The organism is Hoylesella marshii DSM 16973 = JCM 13450, assembly GCF_000146675.1.
GTDB lineage: Bacteria > Bacteroidota > Bacteroidia > Bacteroidales > Bacteroidaceae > Prevotella > Prevotella marshii.
In genome coordinates this window covers 1,199,887-1,222,911 of sequence record NZ_GL397214.1, presented here as the reverse complement: position 1 = coordinate 1,222,911, position 23,025 = coordinate 1,199,887, and the positions used below count along the sequence as shown (strand labels likewise).

The following is a 23,025-nucleotide window of genomic DNA, read 5'->3' as shown; positions in this document are numbered from 1 at the left end:
TTATCGGAAGTTAAAAATATGATTCTTTCATATAAAACAAACGATATGCTATTTAGGTATCTGTTCCATCATTCTTCTTCCTCTATCGCATTTTCTTTTTGAGGAATGAGATCGAATTCTAATTGAGATTTGGAGATACCAAGCTCAGTGAAGAGGAAACTTAAGATATTACATATTGTTCGGGCACTTGCTGATGACCAAACATAGCAATTGTCGGCAATTTTTGAATGTTTGAGGTTTTCATATGTGTGAAACCAAACGTCCTTTGCACTAAGATATGTCAACGATGTTGGTTTCTCTGCATATACCAACTTGCATACCTCAACAAGCATTCCTTTCCAAGAACTTATTATATGCTTTTGCCCTTTGTATATGAACGCTTGTATCTGACGATTAGTAACTTCTACATCGTCATCATCAAATGATACAACATCTGATTCTCGCTCAAGTGGAGTATATGAAGTAGATATCATAGGCCAAAGGTAAAGAAAATTAGTTTTTAGCAGCCTACCTCGCTCCCTTATTTCCTCTTCTGTCCACTGATCAATGGTTTTTAGATAATTACTTAGTTTGAAAGTGGAGTCCTTAAAGCCATATATCTTATTACCCTTTCTATCTGTATATCCTTCTTTCTTCTCATGGAAAGAATGGTTGCCGTAATTAGAATTATAAGCTGTCAATGTAAGATTTGCAAATGTGTGCAAATATTCTTCATGGATTCTTTCACAGTTAGAACCCAATGCTGTCTTCCAGCTTGCATTCAATGTTTGTGGCATTATATGTTCAAAAGAATACTTTCCTTCTCTAATCTTATCAACAACTGTATCATCTGTTTCAAGATTGTCCAGATTCTCCATTCTTTCAAACAAAAAACAACGATAATCCAAAGGAATACGATATACTTGCCGTTTGGGGAATTCCTCTTCAAGTATGGCATCACTTGGTAATTTCGCATTTCCCTGTTTACGGAGAAAAATATACTTCATCAGCTCGGCATAAGTCACATTTAGTTCTACCTCTCTTTTCTCGTGCTGGTGGATGATTCTCAATACATCACTATGCAAGAGTGCAAAGGTTTTAGCCATAACATTTGCAGGATAGCCGCACATAATACGACGTGCCCAATAGTTCTCTATGGTATCAAGCACTTCATAAATGACTTCGTTAGAAATATCTTGCTCTTTTGCATAATCAAAGAATGACAGATAGAAGGGCATGCACACCATCGAGCCTATATAACTTAGTTGCTTTAGTTTACGGTTGATTGCCTCTGTATAGCCGATACCTTTTGAGGCATTCTTATAATATACCGAATACTTCAGCATTTCCTCTAATAATTCCTTTCTTGACATTCCGTTTTCCTCATCGAAATGCTTGAAATCGAAATAGAGCTCTGTAATACTGCTGATAGTCTTACACCTTACGGTTAGATAATCACGAATAAACATCGTAGGCTCATTATCTGTATTTTCTTCTATTTTTCTCCAGTATTTACGATAATATTCCTCTTGTTCTTCCGAAGTAAGGGACATCAACAGATAATTTCTCACCTTATCGGCTTCTTCCAAGTCCTTTCCACAGGAGTTCAGGCTTTCGAAAATTAATTGTGGATTGTCATTGGAATCCAATCTGATATCAATGACTATCAGTCGCTCAACAGCCTCAATCAAGTTCTCAAACGTCATATTGCTGGCTTTTATCAAAGTGCAAAATAGTTGGAAATTACTCGTTATACCAGATTTGTCAGCAGGGACTATCTGGTCAACATCATCTGCCATTAATGCATCATACGCCTTAATATCATTATCTATGGGGCGAAGCTTTATCTTGCGCTCTCCTTTACGATACTTAGCCACTAAATATTTATTACGCTGATCGCTAATATATTCATCGCCCAATTCACATTTCATTTGACCGTTTTTCACACTATGAATTGCTGCCAAAATCAACAAGGATATAGTCGTAATACGTTGCTGTCCATCAATAATCAACAAGTCATCCTCCAATTCACTTGCCTTTACTGTTACAATACTACCAAAAAAATGACTATAAACATGATTGTTATGCACTTTCTCCAAATCCGAGAACAAACGTTCACAATGTTTGCGTTGCCATGCGTAATTACGTTGGTAGAGTGGTATCAAAAATAAGGTTTTATCTCCACTGAAATATTCATTGAGCTTTGTAGCGTATCTCATATTGCATTACATTTTTATTCTGTCCACAACAAATCATCAACTCTCACTCCCAATATCTTTGCCAACTGAATGAACATTTCTACATTGGGTTGGGCAACATTCGTTACCCATTTTGATATAACTGTAGGATCTTTATCCAAGATTTCTGCCAGTTGTTTATTGGTCATTCCTTTTTCGGCGAGAACCACCTTTAGACGGTTTATTTTCTTGCGTTCCATACTTATGCAACTTGATTACGCCATAAAATTACTCATTATTTCTTAGAATGTATGTATTTTGAGCAAAAAGATGGTCGCATCTAATCAAAAAAATGTTTTTCAATTCATTTTTCTTATTACAACTTCAATTCTGGTAAACTATTGATCGCCTCCGACTTCAACTTATCCACCGCGCGAGTGTATTTTTCGGTGTGCTTCAATCCGCTATGCCCTAATAGGCTTGCGACGGTCTTGATATTGGCACCATTATTCAGGATGTTCACGGCAAAGCTGTGGCGGGCGCAATGCCAGCTGATATGCTTATTGATACCTGCACGCTTTACCCACCGTTTTACCGACTTGCAACAACTCTCGTATGTGGGCAAATTAAAAATGGAGGTATCTAAGTCTTCGGGGGCTTCTCCTATCAATGAAAGCAAACCATCGTTCAAAGGGATAACCACACCGCTATTAGCAGAATGTCCTTTGGTCTTATTCTGCTCAAACTTCAACAGATGGTTGGTATAGTCGATGTTCTTATAAGTCAGGTCTTTCACATCGCAGAAACGCAGACCGCAATACAGGCAGAGAATAAATGCTCGTCTAACATTTGGGTTTTCGTTGTCGTAATGGCATTGAATTAAAGATTGGATTTCGTCCATAGACAATACATCCTTACGCAAGATCTGCTCGCCAACCTTGCACACAACTCCCTTACATGGGTCTTTCAGCATCACTTCATGGTCGATAGCGTAGCGCACCACTTTCTTGAAACGCTGGTAGATGCTCTTTGCACCTTCGCCAACACTTCGTGATTGCAGATACTCCACAAACCGTTCCATCATTTCTTTGGTTATCAAATCGGGCTTGATGCTAAACTCATAGAGAGGGTAGTACTCTTTCAAAAAGTCCTTAAAACGGTTCAAGGCTATCTTAATCATTCGCAGGTCTTTCTTGGTATAGCTATCAATGTAAGCCTGATAATAGTCTAAGAAGTTGATATTTCTATCTTTCTTCAAACGATAGCCGAGCATACTTTCCTTAAACTGTTGTTCACGCTCCGCACGAATCTTGGCAGCCAATTCAAGCGTTTCTTTGTTTTGCTGTCGCTCAGCAGGAGTGCGTGGCTTGGCTATTAAATACAACTGCAAGTTTTCTTTTCGTCTGTTGTGTTTGATGTGAACTTTGGGTTTGCCTATCATCTTACCTGTTTCATACAAAACAGGATTGCCATTATCGTCCAAAATAGGCGTTTCTTCTCTACCGAGATAATACTCTAAATAGAGACTAATCCGACCATCAGCAAGCATATTTTGCTCCAATTTCGGGTTTTCCTTTGCTTTATTTTCTAATTTTGCCATAATTGATAGTTATGTACCTAAATGTGTATCAAACCGAGTAAAATCATTAACTCGTTTATTTTCAGATGTTTTCTTATTTTGCAAAGATACTAAAAAGTTTCAAATATCAAAGTGTACTAAAAGTGTACTATCCAACCAAAAACAGGCAAAAATGGGCTAATTTAGCAAAAATAAGAAAAATGCAAATTACTGATTATCAGCATTATATATTCTTTTTGCTTCTCTTGTTTTCACTACCTTGTACCGGGTCTGGGTACTATAAATCCCTTGTAAATTGATTGAATTGCAAAGGATTTTTTATTAGAATATCTTTTAGCCTAAATGTCAAATGTTATGGAATATAAAGAAATAGAGATGTGTGGTGACGACGAACATGTCCGTTATTCGTTGAAGAAGGCTGGTCGGTATCCATTAATAGCCATTGGGGTAAATCCAAGCAAGGCAAGAATAGATAAGTCGGATCAAACAGTAACAAGAGTAATGAAGATTGCTGAGCATAATGGTTTCGATAGTTTTGTGATGTTGAACCTTTATCCGCAACCTAGTACGAATCCGAACGAGTTACATTCTGATAAAGAATTCAATGAAAGCTATCACCAGAAAAATATAGAAGAGATTCGGCATCTCCTTTCTAAGGGAATGGAAAACAAACCTGTTATACTCGTTGCCTTTGGTAATCTTATCGGGAAGCGCAACTATTTGAAAAGATGTTTTCGTGACATTGCATCGGTTTGCTTGCCATATTGCAAAGAATGGAAACAACTTGGGAGCTTAACGAAAAAAAGGAAATCCACGGCATCCATTACACGCATCACATCTACCTTGGCAAGATTTTGATATTGACAACTATCTAAAGAGATAGTGTACAAGGACTGTAGGTTGAGCATAGGTTGATACCTCAAACATTGCTCAACGCCATTTACTTTTATCGTTTCTAATTTTGCCCTCGCTAACAAATAATTAGCGAAGGTGCACCTTCATATTGTTTAATTCAAAATGTTTTCAATATGAACAAGACATTAGAAACTCGAGTTGAAGAACTCGAACAAATGGTATTCATGAATAAGAACGTGCTGAGTTTTGAAGAAGCCAGCAGGTTCTTAAACCTCTCAAAGAGTTATCTCTACAAACTCACATCAGGGAATCTGATACCACATTACAAACCGCAAGGTAAAATGCTTTATTTTGGAAGGCAGAACTTGAAGCGTGGCTACGGCAGAATCCTATTAAGACCACAGCACAGATAAATCAAGAGGCTCAAAGGTATATCATGAGCAACAAACCCTTAATGCAGAAATAGCTTATGGTACAGGAAGAATTTATCCGTGTTGGCACGACTTTATAGAAAATCGTGAACCAACCATGCATCAATGGTGGTTTTGTCAAGAAGCGTATCGTGTGGAACTATGAGACGCTACGGCAGGACTATGGAAAGGATTTCATTGCCACAGTTCTAAAGTACGATGGTTTCTGCACCGTTCCTAACCACATGAACTATCAACCAGTGGTTGACAAGTTTCTGAATCTCTACGAGCCAATAGGACACCTGTCAAAAGAAGGAGAGTTCCTACACATCAAATCCCGGATAAGACATATCTTCGGGGAACAATACGAGTTGGGCATGGATTACTTGCAGTTGCTCTATCTCCAACCCGTGCAGAAACTCCCCATCCTCCTGATGGTGTCAGAAGAACGCAATACAGGCAAGAGCATGTTCCTTAATTTTCTCAAAGCCGTATTCCAGAACAACGTAACCTTCAACACCAACGAGGATTTTCGCAGTCAGTTTAATTCTGATTGGGCTGGTAAACTGCTTATTGTGGTAGATGAGGTGCTGCTCAACCGCAGGGAAGATAGTGAGAGATTGAAGAACCTTAGCACAACTCTTTCTTATAAGGTGGAAGCAAAGGGTAAAGACCGAGACGAAATCTCCTTCTTTGCCAAGTTCGTGTTGTGCTCCAATAACGAGTCGCTCCCTGTCATTATAGACATGGGAGAAACCCGATATTGGGTAAGGAAGATAAATCGTCTGGAAAGTGATGATACCGACTTTCTTCAGAAATTGAAAACCGAGATACCTGCCTTTCTTTATTTTCTCCAGCACCGCACACTGTCTACCCAAAAGGAAAGCCGAATGTGGTTTGCGCCCCAGCTGACCTTTACACCTGTCGTGATGCGGATAGTAAGATACGAGTAAGTGCCAGTGCACCTTACGCTCCATCAGTCTTACTCTGTCTATACCTATGCCAACACCGAGGTGTAACTGCCTTAATTGTATACTTATAGAGCTAAGCTATATACTTTAGAATACGGATAAAACCTCAAGAAACCGTACGCTTTATACTTTCTTCAGAGTATAACGGCATTTGGGATAGCTACTACATCCATAGAATGATCCATACTTCCCCTTTTTATAAATCAACTCGCTGCCGCAACGGGGACAAATGCCTTGGCTTATCTTGGCTTTCTTTTCTTGCACCTCACTTCTCACTTGCTTAACATGCAATGACGCTGTCTCCTTTGTCTTAAAACTTGAATATGAGAGTCTACCAATGGCATTCTGCAACATATCGTCTCTAAGAACAACATTTTTATATTGCTCTATCGTACTTAACAATTGCGCTCTATATACGACATTATGATTGGGATAATTGCCCTTCAATTCCGCATTTCCAACAAAAACAACAATCGGGATAAAGAACTGAATAGGATAGCCAAATAAGGATTGCAAAGCTTTCACATGACTGTAATTTTGTAGTAATGGATTATGGAACATGAACTTCGTTCCATAGATATTTTGTGCCCACTGAGTTGCATTCTCACTTCCATAGATCCAGCCTTTAAAATTCTTTGTTTCAATCACGAAGATACCGTATGGAGACAGTACAATATGATCAATCTGCACACTCTTACTATTTTCATGTATGTATACATCATTGAAGATAGTATACTCATCGGGCAGGTACATCAAAAGTTTTGAAATACGCTTTTCACCAAATTTTCCTCGTATTTTAGCATAGTTAATACGAAAGAAAACCAATAATGCTGCGACTACAACAAGAAAAGAAATAACAACCAACTCTGTCATAAGTTTTGATACTTAATAATATGTTCCAAAATAGAACATATGTGTGCAAAGTTACAAATTATCTATAAAAGCCTCATCATTGTATTAGCGAATAGATACATATGACTATTGATACACAGCTTACTTTGTTCTGAATTCGTCGAACTCACGTTATTATATGCAGAGTGGTACGCATCGTTACGATGCGTACCACTCGCTTTATTTGGTGTGGTGATGCCTTTGCAAAGGACAGCTTCTCTGGGTGACGCGGCTATCACCGGCAGAGTTTCTTGGGATTCTTTTGCACAAAATCTTTCCATCCCTTGTATGAAGCGGCCGACGACGGTCTGCCCGACTGCAAAAAGTGGCAGTAGGCGGCGGCAAGGGCATCGGTGGCATCCATGAAGCGCGGCAGTTCCTCTTTATGCAGGTTGAGCAGGCGGCGCAACATGTCGGCCACCTGTTGTTTGGAGGCTTGTCCTTGTCCGGTGATGGCCACTTTGATTTTCAGCGGAGCATATTCGTGAATGGGAATGTCGCGACGTATGGCGGCCGCGATGGCCACGCCCTGTGCGCGCCCGAGTTTGAGCATCGATTGCACATTTTTTCCGAAAAACGGAGCTTCAATGGCCAATTCGTCAGGCAGAAACGATTCGATGATACCCGTCACACGTTCGAATATCTTGCCCAACCGCAAGTAAGGGTCAGCCATCTTGCGCATGTCGATGACACCCATTGAAATCATGTGTGCCTTGTTGTTCGTGATGCCAATCACGCCGTAACCCATCACGTTGGTACCCGGGTCGATGCCCAATATCACTCGCTCTGCTTTCTCCATCGTTATCTGTCCATGTAGGGATTGGTGCGCAATTCGTCGCCGATGGTAGTACGTTCGCCGTGGCCGGAGAGGACGGTCGTGTCGTCGGGTAATTGGGCGATATAGCGCAGAGAGTTGATGATTTGAAACATGCTGCCGCCCTCAAAATCGGTACGTCCGATAGAACCTTTGAAAAGCGTGTCGCCGGAAAAGGCGACTTTTTCTTCCTTGCAATAGAAGAACACGCCGCCCGGGGTGTGACCCGGAGTGTGGATAATGGAAAAGACATGCGTGCCGAAGCGGACGACATCGGTCTCTTGCAACGCGCGTCCCACAGGCGGCATCTCATAGTCGAGCCGGATACCCAACAACGCCTCTGCCTGCATGGGCAGTTTTTCCATCAGCGGAAGGTCGGCCTTGTGTACTTCGGGTTGCAAACAGAAAGTTTCGTAGAGAGTGTTGTTTCCGAAATTGTGGTCAATATGGGCGTGGGTGCAGAGCAGATGAACGGGTTTGAGACCGCTGTCGTTGATATATTGCACCACGGCCTGTCGCTCTTCGGGATAGAAAGCGCCGCAATCTATGACTACGCATTCGCGGGTCTCGTCGGCAACCACATAGCAGTTTTCTTGCAGCGGATTGCATACAAAGCGTTGTATATTCAGCATTTTGTTTCGTTTTTATAGGGGGATGTAAACCAGTTGTTTCTCGCGGAACCACGGCTCGCTAAACCATTGTGAGAGCTGATAGGTCTGCACTATACGGCGGAAAGGAGTCGTCTCGCCCTCAAGGTTGCCGCCTTTGAGGCAAAGCAGTCCGTTGGGCAGTGCATTCTTCTGCGTGGAAGAGATATTTTTGCGCACAAGACGCACGAGGTCGGGCAACGGCATCACAGCGCGACTGACCACAAACTCAAACCGTTCGCGTTCCTCCTCTCCCCGCCGTTGCACCGCCTCCACGTTGGTCAGTCCGATGGCAGAAGCTATCTCTGCGGCCACGCGAATCTTCTTTCCCGTGCCGTCGATGAGACGAAAGCGGCTATCGGGAAACAAAATGGCAAGGGGGATGCCCGGAAATCCACCGCCTGTGCCCAAGTCGAGAACAGACGTGCCTGCACGAAACATCACAGCCTTGGCAATGGCCAACGAGTGAAGGATGTGATGCTCGTAGAGGTTGTCGATATCCTTGCGGGAGATGACGTTTATCTTCGCATTCCATTCGGGATACAGACTGCCGAGAGCGGCAAACTGCTCCTGCTGTCGGTCCGTGAGTGTGGGAAAATAGCGCAGTAATACTTCCATTGCCATGTGTCGGGAGATTTAAAAGTCTTTTTTCAGAATCTGTTTCAACTCGTCGTAGTCTATGCTGATGCGAATCTCGCCCTCGGCATGCGGTGCAATCTCATCTTCGCCATAGATAAAGGTGATATCGTCGCTTCCCAAAACGAAATTGTCGGGCGCATACACGTCGCCGTCGGCAAAGACAAACAGCGCTTTCAGTCCGGCGAGGTCTTTCACTTTGAACCGTTCGGCGAGTTTCTTCACGATAAGTTCGTTGAGACTCTTCTCATAGCCCGGGGTGAAGATGTCGCGCAGCGCGAGGATGCGTCCCGTGTTCAGGTCGATGTTTTTCACGAGCGTCTGATCGATACCGTGCGCCCCGAGCGCGAAGTAATAGGCCGACACCACATAAGCGATACAACCCTCGCGCAATTCCTCCACTTTCGTGTCCACGGTATATTCCACGTTGAGCAACTCGCCGCCCCCCTCCTCGCAATAGATTTTGCCGTAATCAGCTTGGTAGTCGGCTACAAACTGTTTCGTAAAAGCGGTCACCATCTGCCGGATATCCGTGTCGGCCTCCACGGGTTTGTAGAGCGTGATGATGCCTGCTTGCAGAAGGGCGCGATTGACGACGTCCGCTCTCTCGCCCACTGCATAGTGGATATTGAGCCGGAGTGTAGCCCGAGGTGCAGAGGCCGTGGCGGACAGCGGAACGACGGTATCTACCACTAAACTATCAAACCGCATGTTGTTCGTTGTTAGGGTCGACTTGCTTTTGCTGCCGCAGCCCGATAAAAAGGCGATTGCCGCAGCGCAGACCATGAGAGCGATTCCTCTTTCCTTCATTTTCCTTGTTGTTTTTTGCTGTGGCTGCAAAGGTACGAAATAAAATGATGCTCTGCGACTTCCCCCCTCTTTTTTATGCACCCGTCCGAAAGTTTTAACCTCCATGACGTTCTCTCATGACAACCATCGGGCAGGCAACGAGCTTTTATCCTATGTATGAGGCTTCTTTTTCCGAGGTGATTTTGCTTTTACGTGCTCTGTGGGAGCCTCGAAACCCCTTTCCCCCGTCTTTTCCTCTTCTCCGCCACCATCGCTCTTCGTTTCTACCGGAAAATCCTCTCCGCCGCCACTGCTTTCGGCAGTTTTTTACTCATTTTCATATAAAAATCTATAGCCAAAAATAGGTAATTTCCTATTTTTCTATCCAAATCTATAGCCGAAGAGAGGTAATTACTCATTTTTCTATCCAAATCTATAGCTAAAGAGAGGTAATTGCTTATTTTTCCATCCGATTTTATAAAGAATGATAGGTAAAATTACTTTTTATCTGCGTCGGCCGCGGCCGACGATAGTTCACGTTAACTTTTATTTGCGTCGGCCACGGCCGACGATAATTTTATTATGTTTTATTTACGTCGGCCGCGGCCGACGATGTTTCTATTAACTTTAATTCACGTCGGCCACGGCCGACGATACTATTTTAAACATTTAACCACCATCGGCCACGGCCGACAATACTATTTTAAACATTTAACCACCATCGGCCACGGCCGACAATACTATTTTAATCATTTAACCACCATCGGCCACAGCCGACAATATTATTTTAAATATTTACCTATCGTCGGCCATAGCGGATAAAAATTTACGGGAATTTTTCCTTATATCCGAGGTGCATGCAGAGTTTTTGAAGATTCTGCGACTTGCATTGGGAGGACATAAGAGTGGCTCTTGCGTTATTTATCTGCTTTTGGTGTATAAACCGAAATAAATGCGTAATTTTGCAACCTGTTATTACATTCCATATCGACAGTGATGAGTAGGAAGAGAATCCAAGCTGCGTTGTTCGACCTCGATGGCGTTGTCTTCGACAGTGAGCCGCAGTACACCGAGTTTTGGGGCAGAGAGTTCCGGCATTATTATCCGGAACAGCCCGGGTTGGAAGAGCAAATCAAGGGGCAGACGCTTGTGCAGCTGTTTGACCGCTATTTCGCGGGCATGGAGGCGGTGCAGGCCGAGATAACCCAACGACTCGACGACTTTGAACGACAGATGCGCTTCGACTACATCCGTGGTCTTCCCGCGTTCGTCGCCTCACTGCGCGAGCATGGTGTGCGTACGGCGGTGGTGACCAGCTCGAATCGCGCGAAGATGGAGAACGTGTACCGGTGTCGTCCCGACATGCGACCGATGTTTGATGCCATCCTCACGGCCGAGGACTTTGCCGAGAGCAAACCCCATCCGGATTGCTACCTCAAAGCGGCGGCACGCATAGGAGCCGAGGTGGCAGGCTGCGTGGTGTTTGAAGACAGCTTCAACGGACTGCGGGCAGGACGCGCGGCAGGCATGTATGTCGTGGGACTCGCTACGACCAACAGCGAGGCCGACATCGCGCAACTCTCGGACTGCGTGGTGAAAGACTTCGCGCAGCTCGATTACAACACCTTATGTGATATAATGAACCGAACATTGACATGACAGGATATTTATCAGACGAGAGAAAGAAAATAACCACCCGCACATTTTTTGAAATGAAACAGCGCGGGGAACGCATCTCGATGCTTACGTCTTACGACTATACCATGGCGGGTATCGTAGACAGTGCGGGCGTGGACTGCATCCTCGTGGGCGATTCCGCCGCCAATGTGATGGCCGGCCACGCTACGACGTTGCCGCAGACGGTAGACGAGATGATTTACCATGCACGGGCTGTGAAACGCGCCGTACGGCATGCACTCGTGATTTGCGACATGCCTTTCGGCAGCTATCAGGTGAGCTGGGAAGACGGACTGCGAAATGCCATCCGCATCATGAAGGAAACGGGTGTGGACGCAGTGAAGATAGAGGGCGGCGAGGCTGTTGTTCCCGTCATTGAAGGCATTATCCGCGCCGGCATCCCCGTGATGGGGCATCTCGGACTGACGCCGCAGAGCATCCATCGCTTCGGCGGCTATGGCGTGCGCGCAAAAGACGAGGAAGAGGCGCGGCGGTTGTTGGCAGATGCACAGGCACTCGACGCTGCGGGTTGCTTCGGCATTACGCTCGAGAAAGTGCCCGCCACGTTGGCCGCTACAGTTACACAGCGCGTTTCGTGCGCTACCATCGGCATCGGTGCCGGAAGCGAAACCGACGGTCAAGTGCTCGTGGTTACCGATATGCTCGGCATGACGCAAGGTTTTCGTCCGAAATTTCTGCGCACTTATGCCGACCTCCACACCGTGGTTACTGATGCTGTGGCGCGATACGTCGCCGACGTGAAGCAAAGCGCATTTCCCACGGCCGACGAGTCGTACTGATGCATCGTCGTCGCTGCACCCTTACCCATTCTTATTTGTTTTGATATGATGATTCAGGATACACACCCCCATGTAAAACTCTGGCACAAGGAGTTTTGGTTGATGGCTTTAGCCAACCTGCTGCTCACGACTTCCGTCTACATGCAGATACCCGTGTTGCTGCAATGGCTCGATGCCGGCCGACATTTCTCTTCCCTGCATACGGCACTCAGTATGGGTGCTTACGGCGTGGGCATCTTTGCTCTCGGAGTGTTCTGTTCGTATCTCGTGCAACGTTATCGCCGCAATCAAGTGTGCATGGTTGCGCTCATCGTGATGGCGGCCTCCATGACCGGTATTTATCTCATCAACGGGCAGCAGACGGGCAGCTACGGTCTTGTGGTTGTCCTCCGCTTCATCACCGGCGCCACGTTCGGGCTGGCACAGATGGTATTGTCGAGCACCCTTATCATCGACACGTGCAGCTCGTGTCACCGCACCGAGGCCAACGTCGCTTCCACACGCTTCAACCGGTTCGCAGTGGCTTTAGGACCGATGGCAGCCCTGTTGATTGAGGCACATTTCGGTCTGCATGCCGTGTTCGGTGTGTCGGTGTGTGCCGTGTTGGTGTCCATGCTTTTTATCTCGCTCATCCGCTATCCCTTCAAAGCCCCTGAAGAAACACTGCGCGTGGTGTCGCTCGACCGTTTCTTTCTGCCCTCCGGCGCGTGCTTGTTTCTCAATCTGATGCTCGTTACCACGGCGCTCGGCCTGCTGATGACGCTTTCGTTCGACGCATGGTTCTATGGTGTGATGTTGGCCGGTTTCCTGCTGGCCATCGTGGTGCGCAAGATTGTCTTCGCAAATGCCGAACTGCAGAGCGAAACGGTAACGGGATTGTTGCTCTTCGGCACAGCCCTGCTTCTGATTCTCACCCGCCCGCTTCCGATGATACACGTCATCGCACCCTTGTTCGTGGGATTAGGATTAGCACTGATAGGTGCGCGGTTTCTCTTGTTTTTCATCAAGCTGAGTAAACACTGTCAACGCGGCACTTCCCAAAGCACATTCTTTCTGACCTGGGAGTCGGGCGTATCGCTGGGCATCTTTCTCGGTATCGCCCTCCTTTCCCACCACCGCGCCACGCTCTTGTATGTCGCTATTTTGCTCGTCGCCTTCGCCCTGCTTATGTATGTGGGCTTCACCCATCGCTGGTACATGCAACATAAGAACCGCGAATGATGGCTCGCATGCTTGCAGATTAGCCGATAACACACAAAAACAAGTGGCGCACATCCATGTGATGCGTGCCACTCTTATCAGTTTTTGTTGAAGCCTCGCGTCTTTGCTTAGCTTCATTATTATATCGATGCCGTTTTCTTCATATAAGGCAATCCTCCTTATTTTGCAATCTCTGCCGACGATGGATTCCCGTCCTTGCCGCAATCTTCCAACAGTTTGATGGCATCCACATATTGTGCGATTCCCTCGGCCACATCCTTCGCCGCTTTCATCGCCAGCACCACCGTTTGCGGCCTGTGCACCACGTCTCCGCCAGCAAACACCCCTTTGCGCGTGGTCATGCCGTAGGGGCGCTCGTTGATTTTCACATATCCTTTCTCATCCACCTCGATACCCGACGTCGTAGACACGATGCGGTCGGCGGGCTTTGAACCGATAGCAAGAAACACGCGGTCGAAAGCCACCGTCGTTTCTCCCTTGGGCGTGTTGAGGTGCAACGCCGTGAGCCGATTCTTCTCATCGCCCACAAACTCGATGGCTGTCGACTGCCACATAAACTTCACCCCCTCGTCCACAGCCTCGCGATACTCGCTCTCAATAGCCGGCATATCCTCCTGCCTCCGCCGATACACCACCGTCACATCACCGCCGAGACGTATCGCCGTGCGCGCCGTATCCATCGCCACATTGCCGCCGCCGATAACCGCCACGCGCTCGCCTTTCTTCACAGGCACCAACCGCCGCCCGATAGCCCCCGACGTATAGCTGCTCACGCAATGCAGCAGGTATGTGCCCTGACTCACGCCCCGCAGATGCGCACCGGGCGTGTCGTTCATATCTTGCGGAACAGCCGTACCTGTGCCGATGAAAATGGCATCGAAACCATCCGCAAACAAACGGTCTACCGTCAGACCGCCGGGGCCTACAACCGTGTTAAGCCGGAAGTTCACGCCCAACGCCTCAATCTTCGCAATCTCTTTCCGCACGATGCTCTTCGGCAACCGATACTCCGGAATGCCGAACATCAGCACCCCGCCGGCCTCGGGTTGCGCCTCGAAGATAGTCACGTTAAACCCCGCACGAGCCAAATCGCCCGCCACCGTCAGTCCCGCAGGCCCCGAACCGATAACGGCAATCTTCCCCCGCGTCTTCTGCGGCAGCCGTTCGCGCGTCAGCTGCATGTCGGAATCGAAATCCGCCACAAAGCACTCCAACTTCCCGATTTGTATCGGATTCCCTTTCTTCTCGAGGATGCAATGCCCCTGACACTGTCGCTCGTGGGGGCACACCCGCCCGCAGATGGCCGGCAGATTGCTCTTCTGGTTGAGAATGCTCATCGCCGTACCCATATTGCCCATCGACAGCTGATGGATAAAGTCCGGAATATCGTTGCTGATAGGGCAGCCCGTCACGCAAGTCGGCTTCTTACATTGCAAACATCGTTTAGCCTCTTCGATGGCCTCGGCCGTCGTAAAACGTTCGTGTACAACGTGAAAAAAAGGATTTTCTGCACTCATGTGAATCTTGTTCTTTGGGACATTGTCCCCGTGATTTTCGCGTACAAAAATAATGATTATCGGCGACACCCCGCCTCTTTCCTTTGTGTTTCAACAAACATTAACTACCACCGCGCCCCTCCGTCCGCCGCGCCCTCACCTTTTCCCGCCCACGGATACCGATTGCTGACAACTTCTTCGTATCTTTGCACCCAAATGCAACGAAAATAATGAAGCACGACAGAGCAAACACCCCCGTAGCCTACATCTCCACTTATTTTTCGCCGCTCGGAGCCATGACGCTTGCCAGCGACGGCCACGCTATCACAGGATTATGGTTCGATGGCCAGAAATATTTCGCGCGAACGCTCCCCGAACGTCATGCGGTGCGCGCGCTGCCTGTTCTCGAGGAGGCTCACGCATGGCTCGACTTGTATTTCTCTGGGAAGCAACCTGATTTCATGCCGAGGTTGATGCCCACGGGTTCGCCATTTACTCAAACCGTATGGCGATTGCTTTCCACCATACCCTACGGCCATGTTGTGACCTACAAAGCCCTCGCACAGCAGGTTGCTCGTCTGCTCAAAGTTCCTCATAGCTCGGCGCAAGCCATTGGCGGCGCAGTCGGACGCAATCCCATCTCTCTGCTCATCCCTTGCCATCGGGTCGTAGGCACAAACGGGAGCCTCACAGGCTATGCGGGAGGCCTTCAACGCAAATGGAGGCTCCTGCAAGGAGAAGGCGTAGACATGTCATCACTTTTCATCCCGCAGACAACGGATGCGTCTCCATCGCGCACACTCAATGATACCCCACAATTATCCCGACAACTCCTCTAAACTGCATTTAGCTCCATGCAATCATGACGACAACCATCACTTTTCAAATGAAACAGCTCCCGATACTTCTTTTTCTTGCTCTCACCCTATTGTACTCCTCGTGCCGCAAATCGCCCGATGAGCAGGCCGCCCCGTTAATGCAAACCATTGAAACGCACTATACTGCCAAGCAATACGACCAAGTATTAGCAGGTATCGACAGCTTACGCAAACAGTTTCCCTTAGCCATACAGACCCGCAAAAAGGCACTCCGACTGTATCAGACCACAGAACTGATACTTGCGCAGACAGACTTGGCCGCCACAGACTCGGCGTTGCAGCAAACGGAGGCAGCTGTGAGACGCTTAGAGCAGGAAGTAAACCGTTTGCGCACAGTCGGAATGGCCTCGCCACACATACTGCGCCTACTGACAACAACTCGCATCTGCCGCGACTCGCTGCAAACGCGTTTCGATATACAGTGCGCTAAAATTAAGTACATACACAAGCGTCAGAAAGAAAAGCTATGATGCTTTACTTACACTTTCTTTTTACTTTTATTTATACTTTTTGGTTTTGAGTAGCTGCCCTGCGATAGGGCGGCTACTCTTTTTATTTTTTACTACCAATCCATACCATTGTTGATAGCTATAAGTAATTTTAAGGCGTTGCCCACTCTATGGTTAATACCTATAAATAACTTTTACTTAAAAATCATGCTGTGATTTTTAGCTAAAACCATCTTTTAGTAGTAATTCATCCTATGGTTGTGACTTAAAAATAACTTTTAGCTGTAAATCATCCAATATTTAACTATCTAAACTTACTAATGACTCACACCATGAATCATGCAGACAACTTCATGATAATAATAGTAGCTGCAAGACCTATTTCTTATAGGTAAAAGGAAAAATAAAGAGCGGGCTTGCCTTTCGGAAGGAGGCAAACCCGCTCGGGATATAAATAAGAAATGAAATCAGGCAGCAAAATAGACCATAAGCCCACCGACAACGATATAGAGGAGTGCGTAAGGAATAGCAGACTTAAGAATCTCGCCATCTTTACCTTGCATATCGCACGAAGCTGTGGCAATAGCGATGCTTTGAGGAGATATCATCTTTCCGCCTGTGGCTCCGGTGGTGTTGGCAGCAACTAACCAATTCGGATCTGCGTAGCCGAGCTGGTGTGCAACGTTCGCTTGCAGCTTGGCAAAGAGAATATTAGAAGAAGTATCGCTTCCGGTAACAAAAGTACCGATGGCACCGATGAGGGGAGCAACTAACGGATAATAATCTCCGGTAATGAGAACCAATCCTTTTGCTATTTCCACAATCATACCCGAATAACTCATGACGGAAGCCATGGCAACGAGGCTGATGATGGTAATCATGGTCTTTTTGAGATTCACGGTAGTTTTCGCTAAGATGACAAAGAGTCTGCGCAGAGAGAGGCGCTGTGTGAGCCCGCCGGCAATGGTGCCGAGGAAGAGCATTAGTCCTCCGTTACCTATCCAAGCGAATGAGAAGAACTTTCCATCGGGATAGATAGGCAAGGCAATCTTTGTGACGAGATGTGTTTTGAGAAAAGCATTGATGTCGGGGAAGAGGGGACCGGATAAAAGTATAAAGACAAGGATAAACCCGTAGACGCTCCATGCTCTAAGGCTCTGTGAGATGGTAAACGAAGACTTGTCGGCAGTCTCTTTCTTGCGCGTAAAGAGTTTCGCATAGATGAGAATAGCTATGATGGCCGCGATACTCCCAATAATGGCCGGGGTCTCTGCTCCGAGGAAGTGAGCTACGAAATATTGTACAACGACAGAAATGCCGCCCACCCAGAGAGAGAGGAAAATATTCTTGACGATAGCTCCCTTGCTGTGGTTAGTGATGGTGAGAATAATGAAGGGAAGTATGAAGAACAAGAGGGAGAGTTGGAGAATACATTTGGAAGCTACCTCGCTGATGAGGGCGGGGTCGGCCGAGCCGGTAGCAGCTATTTCATTGCAGAGAGTGATAACGGGCACGCCGACGGCTCCAAATCCTGTGGCGACTGTGTTGGCAATGAGTGCGACAAGTGCGCTGAACATCGGTTTATAGCCGAGCGAGATAAGGATGGCAGCCGGTATGGCCACGGCTGTACCGAAGCCGGCCATGCCTTCGAGTAGTCCGCCAAATCCCCATACGAGCATGAGTACGGTGATGCCGTCGTCGTCGGAAAGGGAGGTAAATTGAGCTTTGATGACCTCTATTTCCTTGCTTTCAACGAGTACATTGTAGCTGAAGATAGCCATGAGGATGATGATTAAGATGGGGAAAACGGCTTTTAACGTGCCTTCGACAAAAGCCCATCCCACGCCTATGGTGTTGAAGCCCTCGGGTGTAAATTGCATGGCGGGCGCCACGATGGCTGCGAGTGCAATGGTGACAATGAGCGTAAGGAATGCGCTTTTGTGGCCTGCCATCTTGAATCCGAGCATCAAAATAAAGAGGAGCAAGATGGGGATAATTGAAATGATTGCTGTCATAAAGTTTATAATTTGGTGAATAATGTGCGTAAAGGTAAGAAAATTTTCCCGTTATGCAAACTTTCGGTCGGGAATATTCGGATTATGGGTTTTATTGTATAACTTCGCGTGAATGAATTAATTTTTTTTTGATATGAAGAATATGGTATTGAGCCCTTTTCGACAGACGGTTGTCGGGGTGCAGTTTCTGTTTGTGGCCTTCGGCGCAACGGTGTTGGTTCCTCTGTTGGTGGGTATGGACCCTTCGACGGCGCTTTTCACAGCCGGTTTGGGCACGTTTTTGTTTCATCTTGTGACGCGCGGGCAGGTTCCTGTGTTCTTGGGTTCGAGCTTTGCGTTTATCGCGCCCATTCTTGCGGCCAGCCATGAGTGGGGGTTGTCGGGTGCAATTGCGGGACTGTCGGGTGTATCGGTGGTTTACTTCGGCATGAGTGCATTGGTGAGATGGCGCGGTCGTCAGTTGTTGGACGTGTTGTTTCCGCCGGTAGTCATCGGTCCGGTTATCATTCTTATCGGTCTTTCGCTGTCGGGCAGTGCGGTTAAGATGGCTTCGACGGGCTGGGGATTGGCGTTTGTTTCGTTGGCAACGGCAATTGCGGTGCTTACCTTTGCGCGGGGATTGCTGAAGTTGGTGCCTGTGGTGTGCGGCATTGTGGCGGGCTATGTGGTGGCGTTATGCACGGGCAATATCGACTTTGCACCTGTTGCGGCAGCTCCTTGGTTTGCTTGGCCGGCATCGTTGGCGCATTTCGCGTGGCCTCATTTTGCCTGGGAACCTTTCATTTACATGATTCCTGTGGCGATTGCGCCGGTCATTGAACATATCGGCGATATTTATGTGGTCGGTGCTGTGGCGGGCAAAGATTTTGTGAAGAAGCCGGGACTTCACAGGACGCTTTTCGGCGATGGGCTGGCCTGTCTGGCCGCTTGCTTGTTGGGCGGACCTCCGGTGACGACGTATTCGGAAGTGACCGGCGCCATGTCTATCACGAAGATTACGTCTCCGGCTGTGATTCGGATAGCCGCCGGTACGGCACTCGTTTTCTCTGTTATCGGAAAGTTGAGCGCTTTGTTGCAATCTATCCCGCAAGCCGTGCTGGGCGGTATCATGTTGTTGCTCTTCGGTACGATAGCGAGTGTGGGATTGCAAAACCTCGTCCACCATCAGGTAAAGTTGGGTGAGACGCGCAATGTCATCATTATTTCCGTTACCTTGACGATGGGTATCGGCGGTGCTGTGCTCTCATGGGGCAGCTTTTCTATCAGCGGGATAGGACTTTCGGCGGTTATTGGCGTGATATTGAATCTCGTATTGCCCCATAAGAAATGAGTTGTCTTTCGCTTCGCCAAAGAGAACGAAAAAAGGATGCATCCCGATAAAGAGGTGCATCCTTTTTGTGAGTAGAGGTCAGAGACCTCGCGGCGGTTACCGAATCATGAACTTACGGGTGGCAACGCCCTTGTTGGTCGTGACGCGAAGAATGTATGTGCCGTTGGCAAGGGGCAGAGACATGGTTTCCGCGATGGCCTTGGATGTCATGACGCGTTGTCCGTCGAGGCTGAATATCTCGATACCGTTCACGTTGTTGCTGTCGTTCGATGTCTTGATGGTCAGAGTTCTGCCGTCGGGAGAGAATGTGATATCCACATCGGCAGCATGGTTTACGGTTGTTTCAATACCCGTTGTATTGCCTATGGTCACCACTTTGTAGTAGTTGTCGTAGTTTCCTGCCGGCTCAGACATTTTGGCATTGATTTTCGTATTCATGTACAAGAGGTATTCGCCGTTGTCGATTGTAGGCGTGTAATTGAAGTTGAAAGTCGCGGTTTCGCCGGCGCTCAGTGTGAGAACAGCCTTTGAGAAAATGACTTCTCCTTCGTTGGTGAGGTCGTTTTGCAGGTAGATAACGAAGCTGCGTTGCACGTCTTTGAGAGCTTTCACCGTTACCTTACCCGATGCGGTCTTTCCTTTCTCCATTTGGGCGGGTAGCTCGAAAGATTCGCAGGATAGTGCAAGGTCGGGATTGGGCTGCACGTCTATGATGCAATCTTCGACATCTCTTTCTGCTTTCTCCCATTTATTATCGACGAGATAGTATGTTTCCATGCGATATTCGCCCGGGTCTACGCACAGTTTCTTGGCGAATGCTTTCTCTACGAGTTCCTGCCTACCCAGGTATTTCTCAAAGATGAAGATATTGTAGTTCTTGCTCTCGTCGTTGGTCTTTACGAGTTTGGTCAGCACTTTTGTTCTTCCTGTCGTTCCGTAGTTGCGCACGGATTGCACTCCATATAAGTAGTCGCCCTGTTTGATGTCTTGCGTGTAGGTGTTGTAATTCAGCCAATAGTATTGGGCCGCTTGTCTGATGATGGGGTGTGTTGCCTCTTCTTTCACCTCGAGGATGGTCTTTCCGTCGGGTGCATCTTTGAACGGATGGTTTGCATACTTTTCTTCAAAGGCCGTCACTTCATATTTCCCCGGCTTCATTGTCAAGGGAAGGTCGGCAATCAGCTCAACTGTTTTCTCGGCTTTGTCGTAGACCAAGTGCTTTACCTTCGTGGGTTCGTTCAGAACAAAGCTTCTATTGGAACCATCCGTCATCGTGAAGCGAAGTGCGATACGCTGGAGATAGAAGTCGGGACTGTTATTTTTCAGTTTTAAAACGAAATGTCCGGAGCCTTTTGCATGCATATCTCCCAAAGTTGTAATCTTCTCCATCAATTCTGCATCGGGCACGGGTTTGTGGAGGGTCGCCGTCATGACGCCGCTTTCCACCTTAGCATCCATAAAGCTGTTCATAGTCTTCGAGAACCGAAGAATTGTCCAGTTGGATACACCGTTTTCCTTAAATGCGAAGCACAGACGATAGTCTCCGTCGGGTACTTCGGTTACGTTTTTCGATATGGAACTCATTGTGACGTATTCTCCACCTACCACATAGTTGGTTGTGGGGTCAGCTCCGCTGATATTGAGGGATTTGGTTTGCAACACTTTCACTACGTTGTCGTCTTTCACAAGTACGGCGGCTGCAGTGCCGCGGAAAGGCTCCGAATCGTGATTGGCAAAATAGGTTGTTATGGTATATGAGCCTCCATAGGAATAGGTGCCCAAAGATGATGCACCGTAGATAGGCCATTCTTTCTCTTTCTGTGTACCGGTGGGCGGTTGTATACCGATAACCATTTCTTGCCCGATATTGTATCCTCCACCGTTAGCTCCGATACCGAGTTCGTCGGGGTTGAGGGCATTAACCATGAAATAGCCGTTGCTTTGTCCGCCCCATCCCCAATTGATGTGCAGATAGTCGTTAGTGTCGTATCCATCGCATACGAAAGCGTGTCCGCCGCCGCCGTCTTCATTGGAAGCGCTGTAGTATATAGGCCGGTGGGCATTCAGCTCGTCTTTTATCATTTTCATCCATTCTGCGGATGAGAAGTTGTTGCGCTGCTTGAAAGCAGCACCCTTGTCGTAGTCGAAATATTTGATAAGAGCACCTGTTACCATCTGGGAATAGGCGCCACTACCATCTTCCTCATAGCTCATGTCTACGGAAACACCCAGATGGAAGCAGAGTGTGCCGACGGCATTGTTCTGTGCTGTATTCGCATTATCCGGATACATACGGGCAGGCATTCTGTCCCATGCATATGTGGTGTTACCGAAATCGGCCTCCAGTTTGCCCACATTCGATATATAGCTCTTAGTCCCCTTACCTTTGGTAGGATAAGAATAGAATCTCATAATCTGCGCCATGGCTGTTGCCACGCATCCTACATAATAGTTTACGGTCTGACCTTGCTTATTCTGATAGGTGGGACATTTGCTGTTATACGGAGCGTTTTGATTCCATTCGATGCTGCCCAAAAGCGGTGCAATAACAGGTGTACCCTTTGACATAGCAGATTGTCGGCCATTGACTTTAGCTCCATCACCTGCTACATCGACCAAGTGGGCATAGAGTTTCATCATAGCTACCACGTTGGCGGGAGCATTCTCCAAATCGAACGAGCCTTTGTCCGCATAGCCGAAAATGTTGGCTACAGCATCGTCGCCCGATACGATGACAAAGCCCTTATCTCCCTCTACGTTGTACACATAGAAAGGGGCGTACTCATCAGAGGTTGTTGTGGCCGCTTTGAACTTTGGAGGCATAGCTTGGAAGCGCGTTTTCACGTCTCCCTGCCGGGTACTTTGTAAGAATGCTGCTGCTATCTGTTGAGCTTCTGCCTGCTTCACCTTGCGGGCAAAGGCCGGATTGATAAGCAGCAACAAAAGCAGCAAAAGAGGTAGAATCCTTTTCATTGTTGTGATTGTTTTTTAATATTAGGTTATTGTATGTGTATTGTTTGTTTCTTCATAGAGAGAGTCTTCATTGTGTATGAAAGCTTGCAAATATACTATTTTCGCCGATAGTTCACAATTTTTCTCGATATTTTCTCTTATGCGATACGCCATTTTAATATCTTTTAATATGAGGTAGAATGGATGAAAATGATAGGTCGATAGGCTAATAGCGTGAATTTGCTTTGTGCAAAGTTAGTAAAAAAAGGTGTAAGATGTGTAGTGCGAGGAAAGTTTCATGCCCCTTTTTCTTGATAATTTTCTGTCTTTGTCCTGGTTGTGTTGTTTATGGATTGTTTTTTGTTTTGTTTTTGTGGTGCTTTTTTCGTATTTGCTGTTCTGGTGTTTATGATTGTCGGTTTTCTGGGTTGTAAAGTTGGGATTGACAAGTCGGTGTTT

General features: G+C 47.0%; 18 protein-coding genes and 2 pseudogenes. 9 read left to right on the top strand and 11 right to left on the bottom strand.

Annotated elements, in window-relative coordinates:
* Positions 1-68 precede the first annotated feature (68 nt).
* The 3 genes from HMPREF0658_RS05035 to HMPREF0658_RS05025 all read right to left on the bottom strand — a co-directional run bounded on the left by HMPREF0658_RS05035 (position 69) and on the right by HMPREF0658_RS05025 (position 3,756).
* Entirely contained in the window at positions 69-2,198 is a 2,130-nt protein-coding gene (locus HMPREF0658_RS05035; RefSeq protein ID WP_006949101.1) for a DUF262 domain-containing protein, read from the bottom strand.
* A gap of 14 nt (positions 2,199-2,212) precedes the next feature.
* Positions 2,213-2,416 carry a helix-turn-helix transcriptional regulator gene (locus HMPREF0658_RS05030; protein ID WP_006949100.1) on the bottom strand — a complete coding sequence of 68 codons (204 nt, stop codon included), beginning with the start codon at positions 2,414-2,416 and terminating at the stop codon, positions 2,213-2,215.
* A gap of 116 nt (positions 2,417-2,532) precedes the next feature.
* Positions 2,533-3,756, bottom strand: coding sequence for a site-specific integrase (locus HMPREF0658_RS05025; protein ID WP_006949096.1), 1,224 nt, complete (start codon positions 3,754-3,756; stop codon positions 2,533-2,535).
* A 333-nt stretch (positions 3,757-4,089) separates the two neighbouring features.
* On the opposite strand from HMPREF0658_RS05025, the gene HMPREF0658_RS05020 reads away from it, so the two are divergent.
* The 3 genes and pseudogenes from HMPREF0658_RS05020 to HMPREF0658_RS05010 all read left to right on the top strand — a co-directional run.
* A complete protein-coding gene (locus HMPREF0658_RS05020; protein WP_162149574.1) occupies positions 4,090-4,593 on the top strand; it encodes a DUF1643 domain-containing protein in 504 nt (167 codons plus the stop codon).
* Positions 4,594-4,763: 170 nt separating this feature from the next.
* Positions 4,764-5,056: pseudogene (locus tag HMPREF0658_RS05015) on the top strand (helix-turn-helix domain-containing protein).
* A 48-nt stretch (positions 5,057-5,104) separates the two neighbouring features.
* Positions 5,105-5,944: pseudogene (locus tag HMPREF0658_RS05010) on the top strand (primase-helicase family protein); the annotation flags it as partial.
* Between the two features lie 150 nt (positions 5,945-6,094).
* Here HMPREF0658_RS05010 and HMPREF0658_RS05005 read toward each other — a convergent pair.
* The 5 genes from HMPREF0658_RS05005 to HMPREF0658_RS04985 form a co-directional block, all read right to left on the bottom strand.
* The gene (locus HMPREF0658_RS05005) at positions 6,095-6,844 is read right to left on the bottom strand and encodes an NERD domain-containing protein (RefSeq protein WP_006949088.1); all 750 of its coding nucleotides are present in this window, start codon (positions 6,842-6,844) and stop codon (positions 6,095-6,097) included.
* A gap of 253 nt (positions 6,845-7,097) precedes the next feature.
* On the bottom strand, positions 7,098-7,661 hold the full coding sequence (gene ruvC / locus HMPREF0658_RS05000; RefSeq protein ID WP_006949086.1) for a crossover junction endodeoxyribonuclease RuvC: 564 nt from the start codon (positions 7,659-7,661) through the stop codon (positions 7,098-7,100).
* A 2-nt stretch (positions 7,662-7,663) separates the two neighbouring features.
* A complete protein-coding gene (locus tag HMPREF0658_RS04995) occupies positions 7,664-8,308 on the bottom strand; it encodes an MBL fold metallo-hydrolase (protein ID WP_006949085.1) in 645 nt (214 codons plus the stop codon).
* 12 nt (positions 8,309-8,320) lie between these two features.
* Entirely contained in the window at positions 8,321-8,947 is a 627-nt protein-coding gene (rsmG, locus tag HMPREF0658_RS04990) for a 16S rRNA (guanine(527)-N(7))-methyltransferase RsmG (protein ID WP_006949084.1), read from the bottom strand.
* A gap of 12 nt (positions 8,948-8,959) precedes the next feature.
* Entirely contained in the window at positions 8,960-9,769 is an 810-nt protein-coding gene (locus HMPREF0658_RS04985) for an RsiV family protein (protein ID WP_024991084.1), read from the bottom strand.
* Positions 9,770-10,744: 975 nt separating this feature from the next.
* On the opposite strand from HMPREF0658_RS04985, the gene HMPREF0658_RS04980 reads away from it, so the two are divergent.
* Genes HMPREF0658_RS04980 through HMPREF0658_RS04970 form a run of 3 tightly spaced genes read left to right on the top strand, consistent with a single transcriptional unit; the run spans position 10,745 to position 13,446 of the window.
* Complete coding sequence (locus tag HMPREF0658_RS04980; protein WP_006949081.1) at positions 10,745-11,407, top strand: HAD family hydrolase; 663 nt, start codon at positions 10,745-10,747, stop codon at positions 11,405-11,407.
* On the top strand, positions 11,404-12,225 hold the full coding sequence (gene panB / locus HMPREF0658_RS04975; protein ID WP_006949080.1) for a 3-methyl-2-oxobutanoate hydroxymethyltransferase: 822 nt from the start codon (positions 11,404-11,406) through the stop codon (positions 12,223-12,225). The genes HMPREF0658_RS04980 and panB overlap by 4 nt, the downstream gene beginning before the upstream one ends.
* A 45-nt stretch (positions 12,226-12,270) precedes the next feature.
* The gene (locus HMPREF0658_RS04970) at positions 12,271-13,446 is read left to right on the top strand and encodes an MFS transporter (RefSeq protein WP_006949079.1); all 1,176 of its coding nucleotides are present in this window, start codon (positions 12,271-12,273) and stop codon (positions 13,444-13,446) included.
* 158 nt (positions 13,447-13,604) lie between these two features.
* Here HMPREF0658_RS04970 and HMPREF0658_RS04965 read toward each other — a convergent pair whose 3' ends face one another.
* Entirely contained in the window at positions 13,605-14,963 is a 1,359-nt protein-coding gene (locus HMPREF0658_RS04965; RefSeq protein WP_024991085.1) for an NAD(P)-dependent oxidoreductase, read from the bottom strand.
* Between the two features lie 209 nt (positions 14,964-15,172).
* Here HMPREF0658_RS04965 and HMPREF0658_RS04960 point away from each other — a divergent pair, with 209 nt between their 5' ends.
* Together HMPREF0658_RS04960 and HMPREF0658_RS04955 are read left to right on the top strand one after the other, a co-directional pair.
* A complete protein-coding gene (locus tag HMPREF0658_RS04960) occupies positions 15,173-15,781 on the top strand; it encodes a methylated-DNA--[protein]-cysteine S-methyltransferase (RefSeq protein ID WP_006949077.1) in 609 nt (202 codons plus the stop codon).
* A 23-nt stretch (positions 15,782-15,804) separates the two neighbouring features.
* Positions 15,805-16,290, top strand: a complete 486-nt coding sequence (locus HMPREF0658_RS04955; RefSeq protein WP_006949076.1) for a hypothetical protein — start codon at positions 15,805-15,807, stop codon at positions 16,288-16,290.
* 446 nt (positions 16,291-16,736) lie between these two features.
* Here the strand turns inward: HMPREF0658_RS04955 and HMPREF0658_RS04950 are convergent, their stop codons facing one another.
* On the bottom strand, positions 16,737-18,296 hold the full coding sequence (locus tag HMPREF0658_RS04950; RefSeq protein WP_262502314.1) for an L-lactate permease: 1,560 nt from the start codon (positions 18,294-18,296) through the stop codon (positions 16,737-16,739).
* A gap of 121 nt (positions 18,297-18,417) precedes the next feature.
* Here HMPREF0658_RS04950 and HMPREF0658_RS04945 point away from each other — a divergent pair, with 121 nt between their 5' ends.
* Positions 18,418-19,614, top strand: a complete 1,197-nt coding sequence (locus HMPREF0658_RS04945) for a uracil-xanthine permease family protein (RefSeq protein ID WP_006949071.1) — start codon at positions 18,418-18,420, stop codon at positions 19,612-19,614.
* A gap of 96 nt (positions 19,615-19,710) precedes the next feature.
* On the opposite strand, the gene HMPREF0658_RS10645 is transcribed toward HMPREF0658_RS04945, so the two are convergent.
* Entirely contained in the window at positions 19,711-22,587 is a 2,877-nt protein-coding gene (locus tag HMPREF0658_RS10645) for a thiol protease/hemagglutinin PrtT (RefSeq protein WP_006949069.1), read from the bottom strand.
* Positions 22,588-23,025: the final 438 nt, after the last annotated feature.

Coding starts and splice junctions, on each gene's coding strand:
- HMPREF0658_RS05025 (WP_006949096.1), bottom strand. CDS start 3,756: ATGGCAAAATTAGAAAATAAAGCAAAGGAAAACCCGAAATTGGAGCAA.
- HMPREF0658_RS04995 (WP_006949085.1), bottom strand. CDS start 8,308: ATGCTGAATATACAACGCTTTGTATGCAATCCGCTGCAAGAAAACTGC.
- panB (WP_006949080.1), top strand. CDS start 11,404: ATGACAGGATATTTATCAGACGAGAGAAAGAAAATAACCACCCGCACA.
- HMPREF0658_RS04965 (WP_024991085.1), bottom strand. CDS start 14,963: ATGAGTGCAGAAAATCCTTTTTTTCACGTTGTACACGAACGTTTTACG.
- HMPREF0658_RS05035 (WP_006949101.1), bottom strand. CDS start 2,198: ATGAGATACGCTACAAAGCTCAATGAATATTTCAGTGGAGATAAAACC.
- HMPREF0658_RS05005 (WP_006949088.1), bottom strand. CDS start 6,844: ATGACAGAGTTGGTTGTTATTTCTTTTCTTGTTGTAGTCGCAGCATTA.
- HMPREF0658_RS04970 (WP_006949079.1), top strand. CDS start 12,271: ATGATGATTCAGGATACACACCCCCATGTAAAACTCTGGCACAAGGAG.
- HMPREF0658_RS04955 (WP_006949076.1), top strand. CDS start 15,805: ATGACGACAACCATCACTTTTCAAATGAAACAGCTCCCGATACTTCTT.
- rsmG (WP_006949084.1), bottom strand. CDS start 8,947: ATGGCAATGGAAGTATTACTGCGCTATTTTCCCACACTCACGGACCGA.
- HMPREF0658_RS05030 (WP_006949100.1), bottom strand. CDS start 2,416: ATGGAACGCAAGAAAATAAACCGTCTAAAGGTGGTTCTCGCCGAAAAA.
- HMPREF0658_RS04985 (WP_024991084.1), bottom strand. CDS start 9,769: ATGAAGGAAAGAGGAATCGCTCTCATGGTCTGCGCTGCGGCAATCGCC.
- ruvC (WP_006949086.1), bottom strand. CDS start 7,661: ATGGAGAAAGCAGAGCGAGTGATATTGGGCATCGACCCGGGTACCAAC.
- HMPREF0658_RS04980 (WP_006949081.1), top strand. CDS start 10,745: ATGAGTAGGAAGAGAATCCAAGCTGCGTTGTTCGACCTCGATGGCGTT.
- HMPREF0658_RS10645 (WP_006949069.1), bottom strand. CDS start 22,587: ATGAAAAGGATTCTACCTCTTTTGCTGCTTTTGTTGCTGCTTATCAAT.
- HMPREF0658_RS05020 (WP_162149574.1), top strand. CDS start 4,090: ATGGAATATAAAGAAATAGAGATGTGTGGTGACGACGAACATGTCCGT.
- HMPREF0658_RS04945 (WP_006949071.1), top strand. CDS start 18,418: ATGAAGAATATGGTATTGAGCCCTTTTCGACAGACGGTTGTCGGGGTG.
- HMPREF0658_RS04960 (WP_006949077.1), top strand. CDS start 15,173: ATGAAGCACGACAGAGCAAACACCCCCGTAGCCTACATCTCCACTTAT.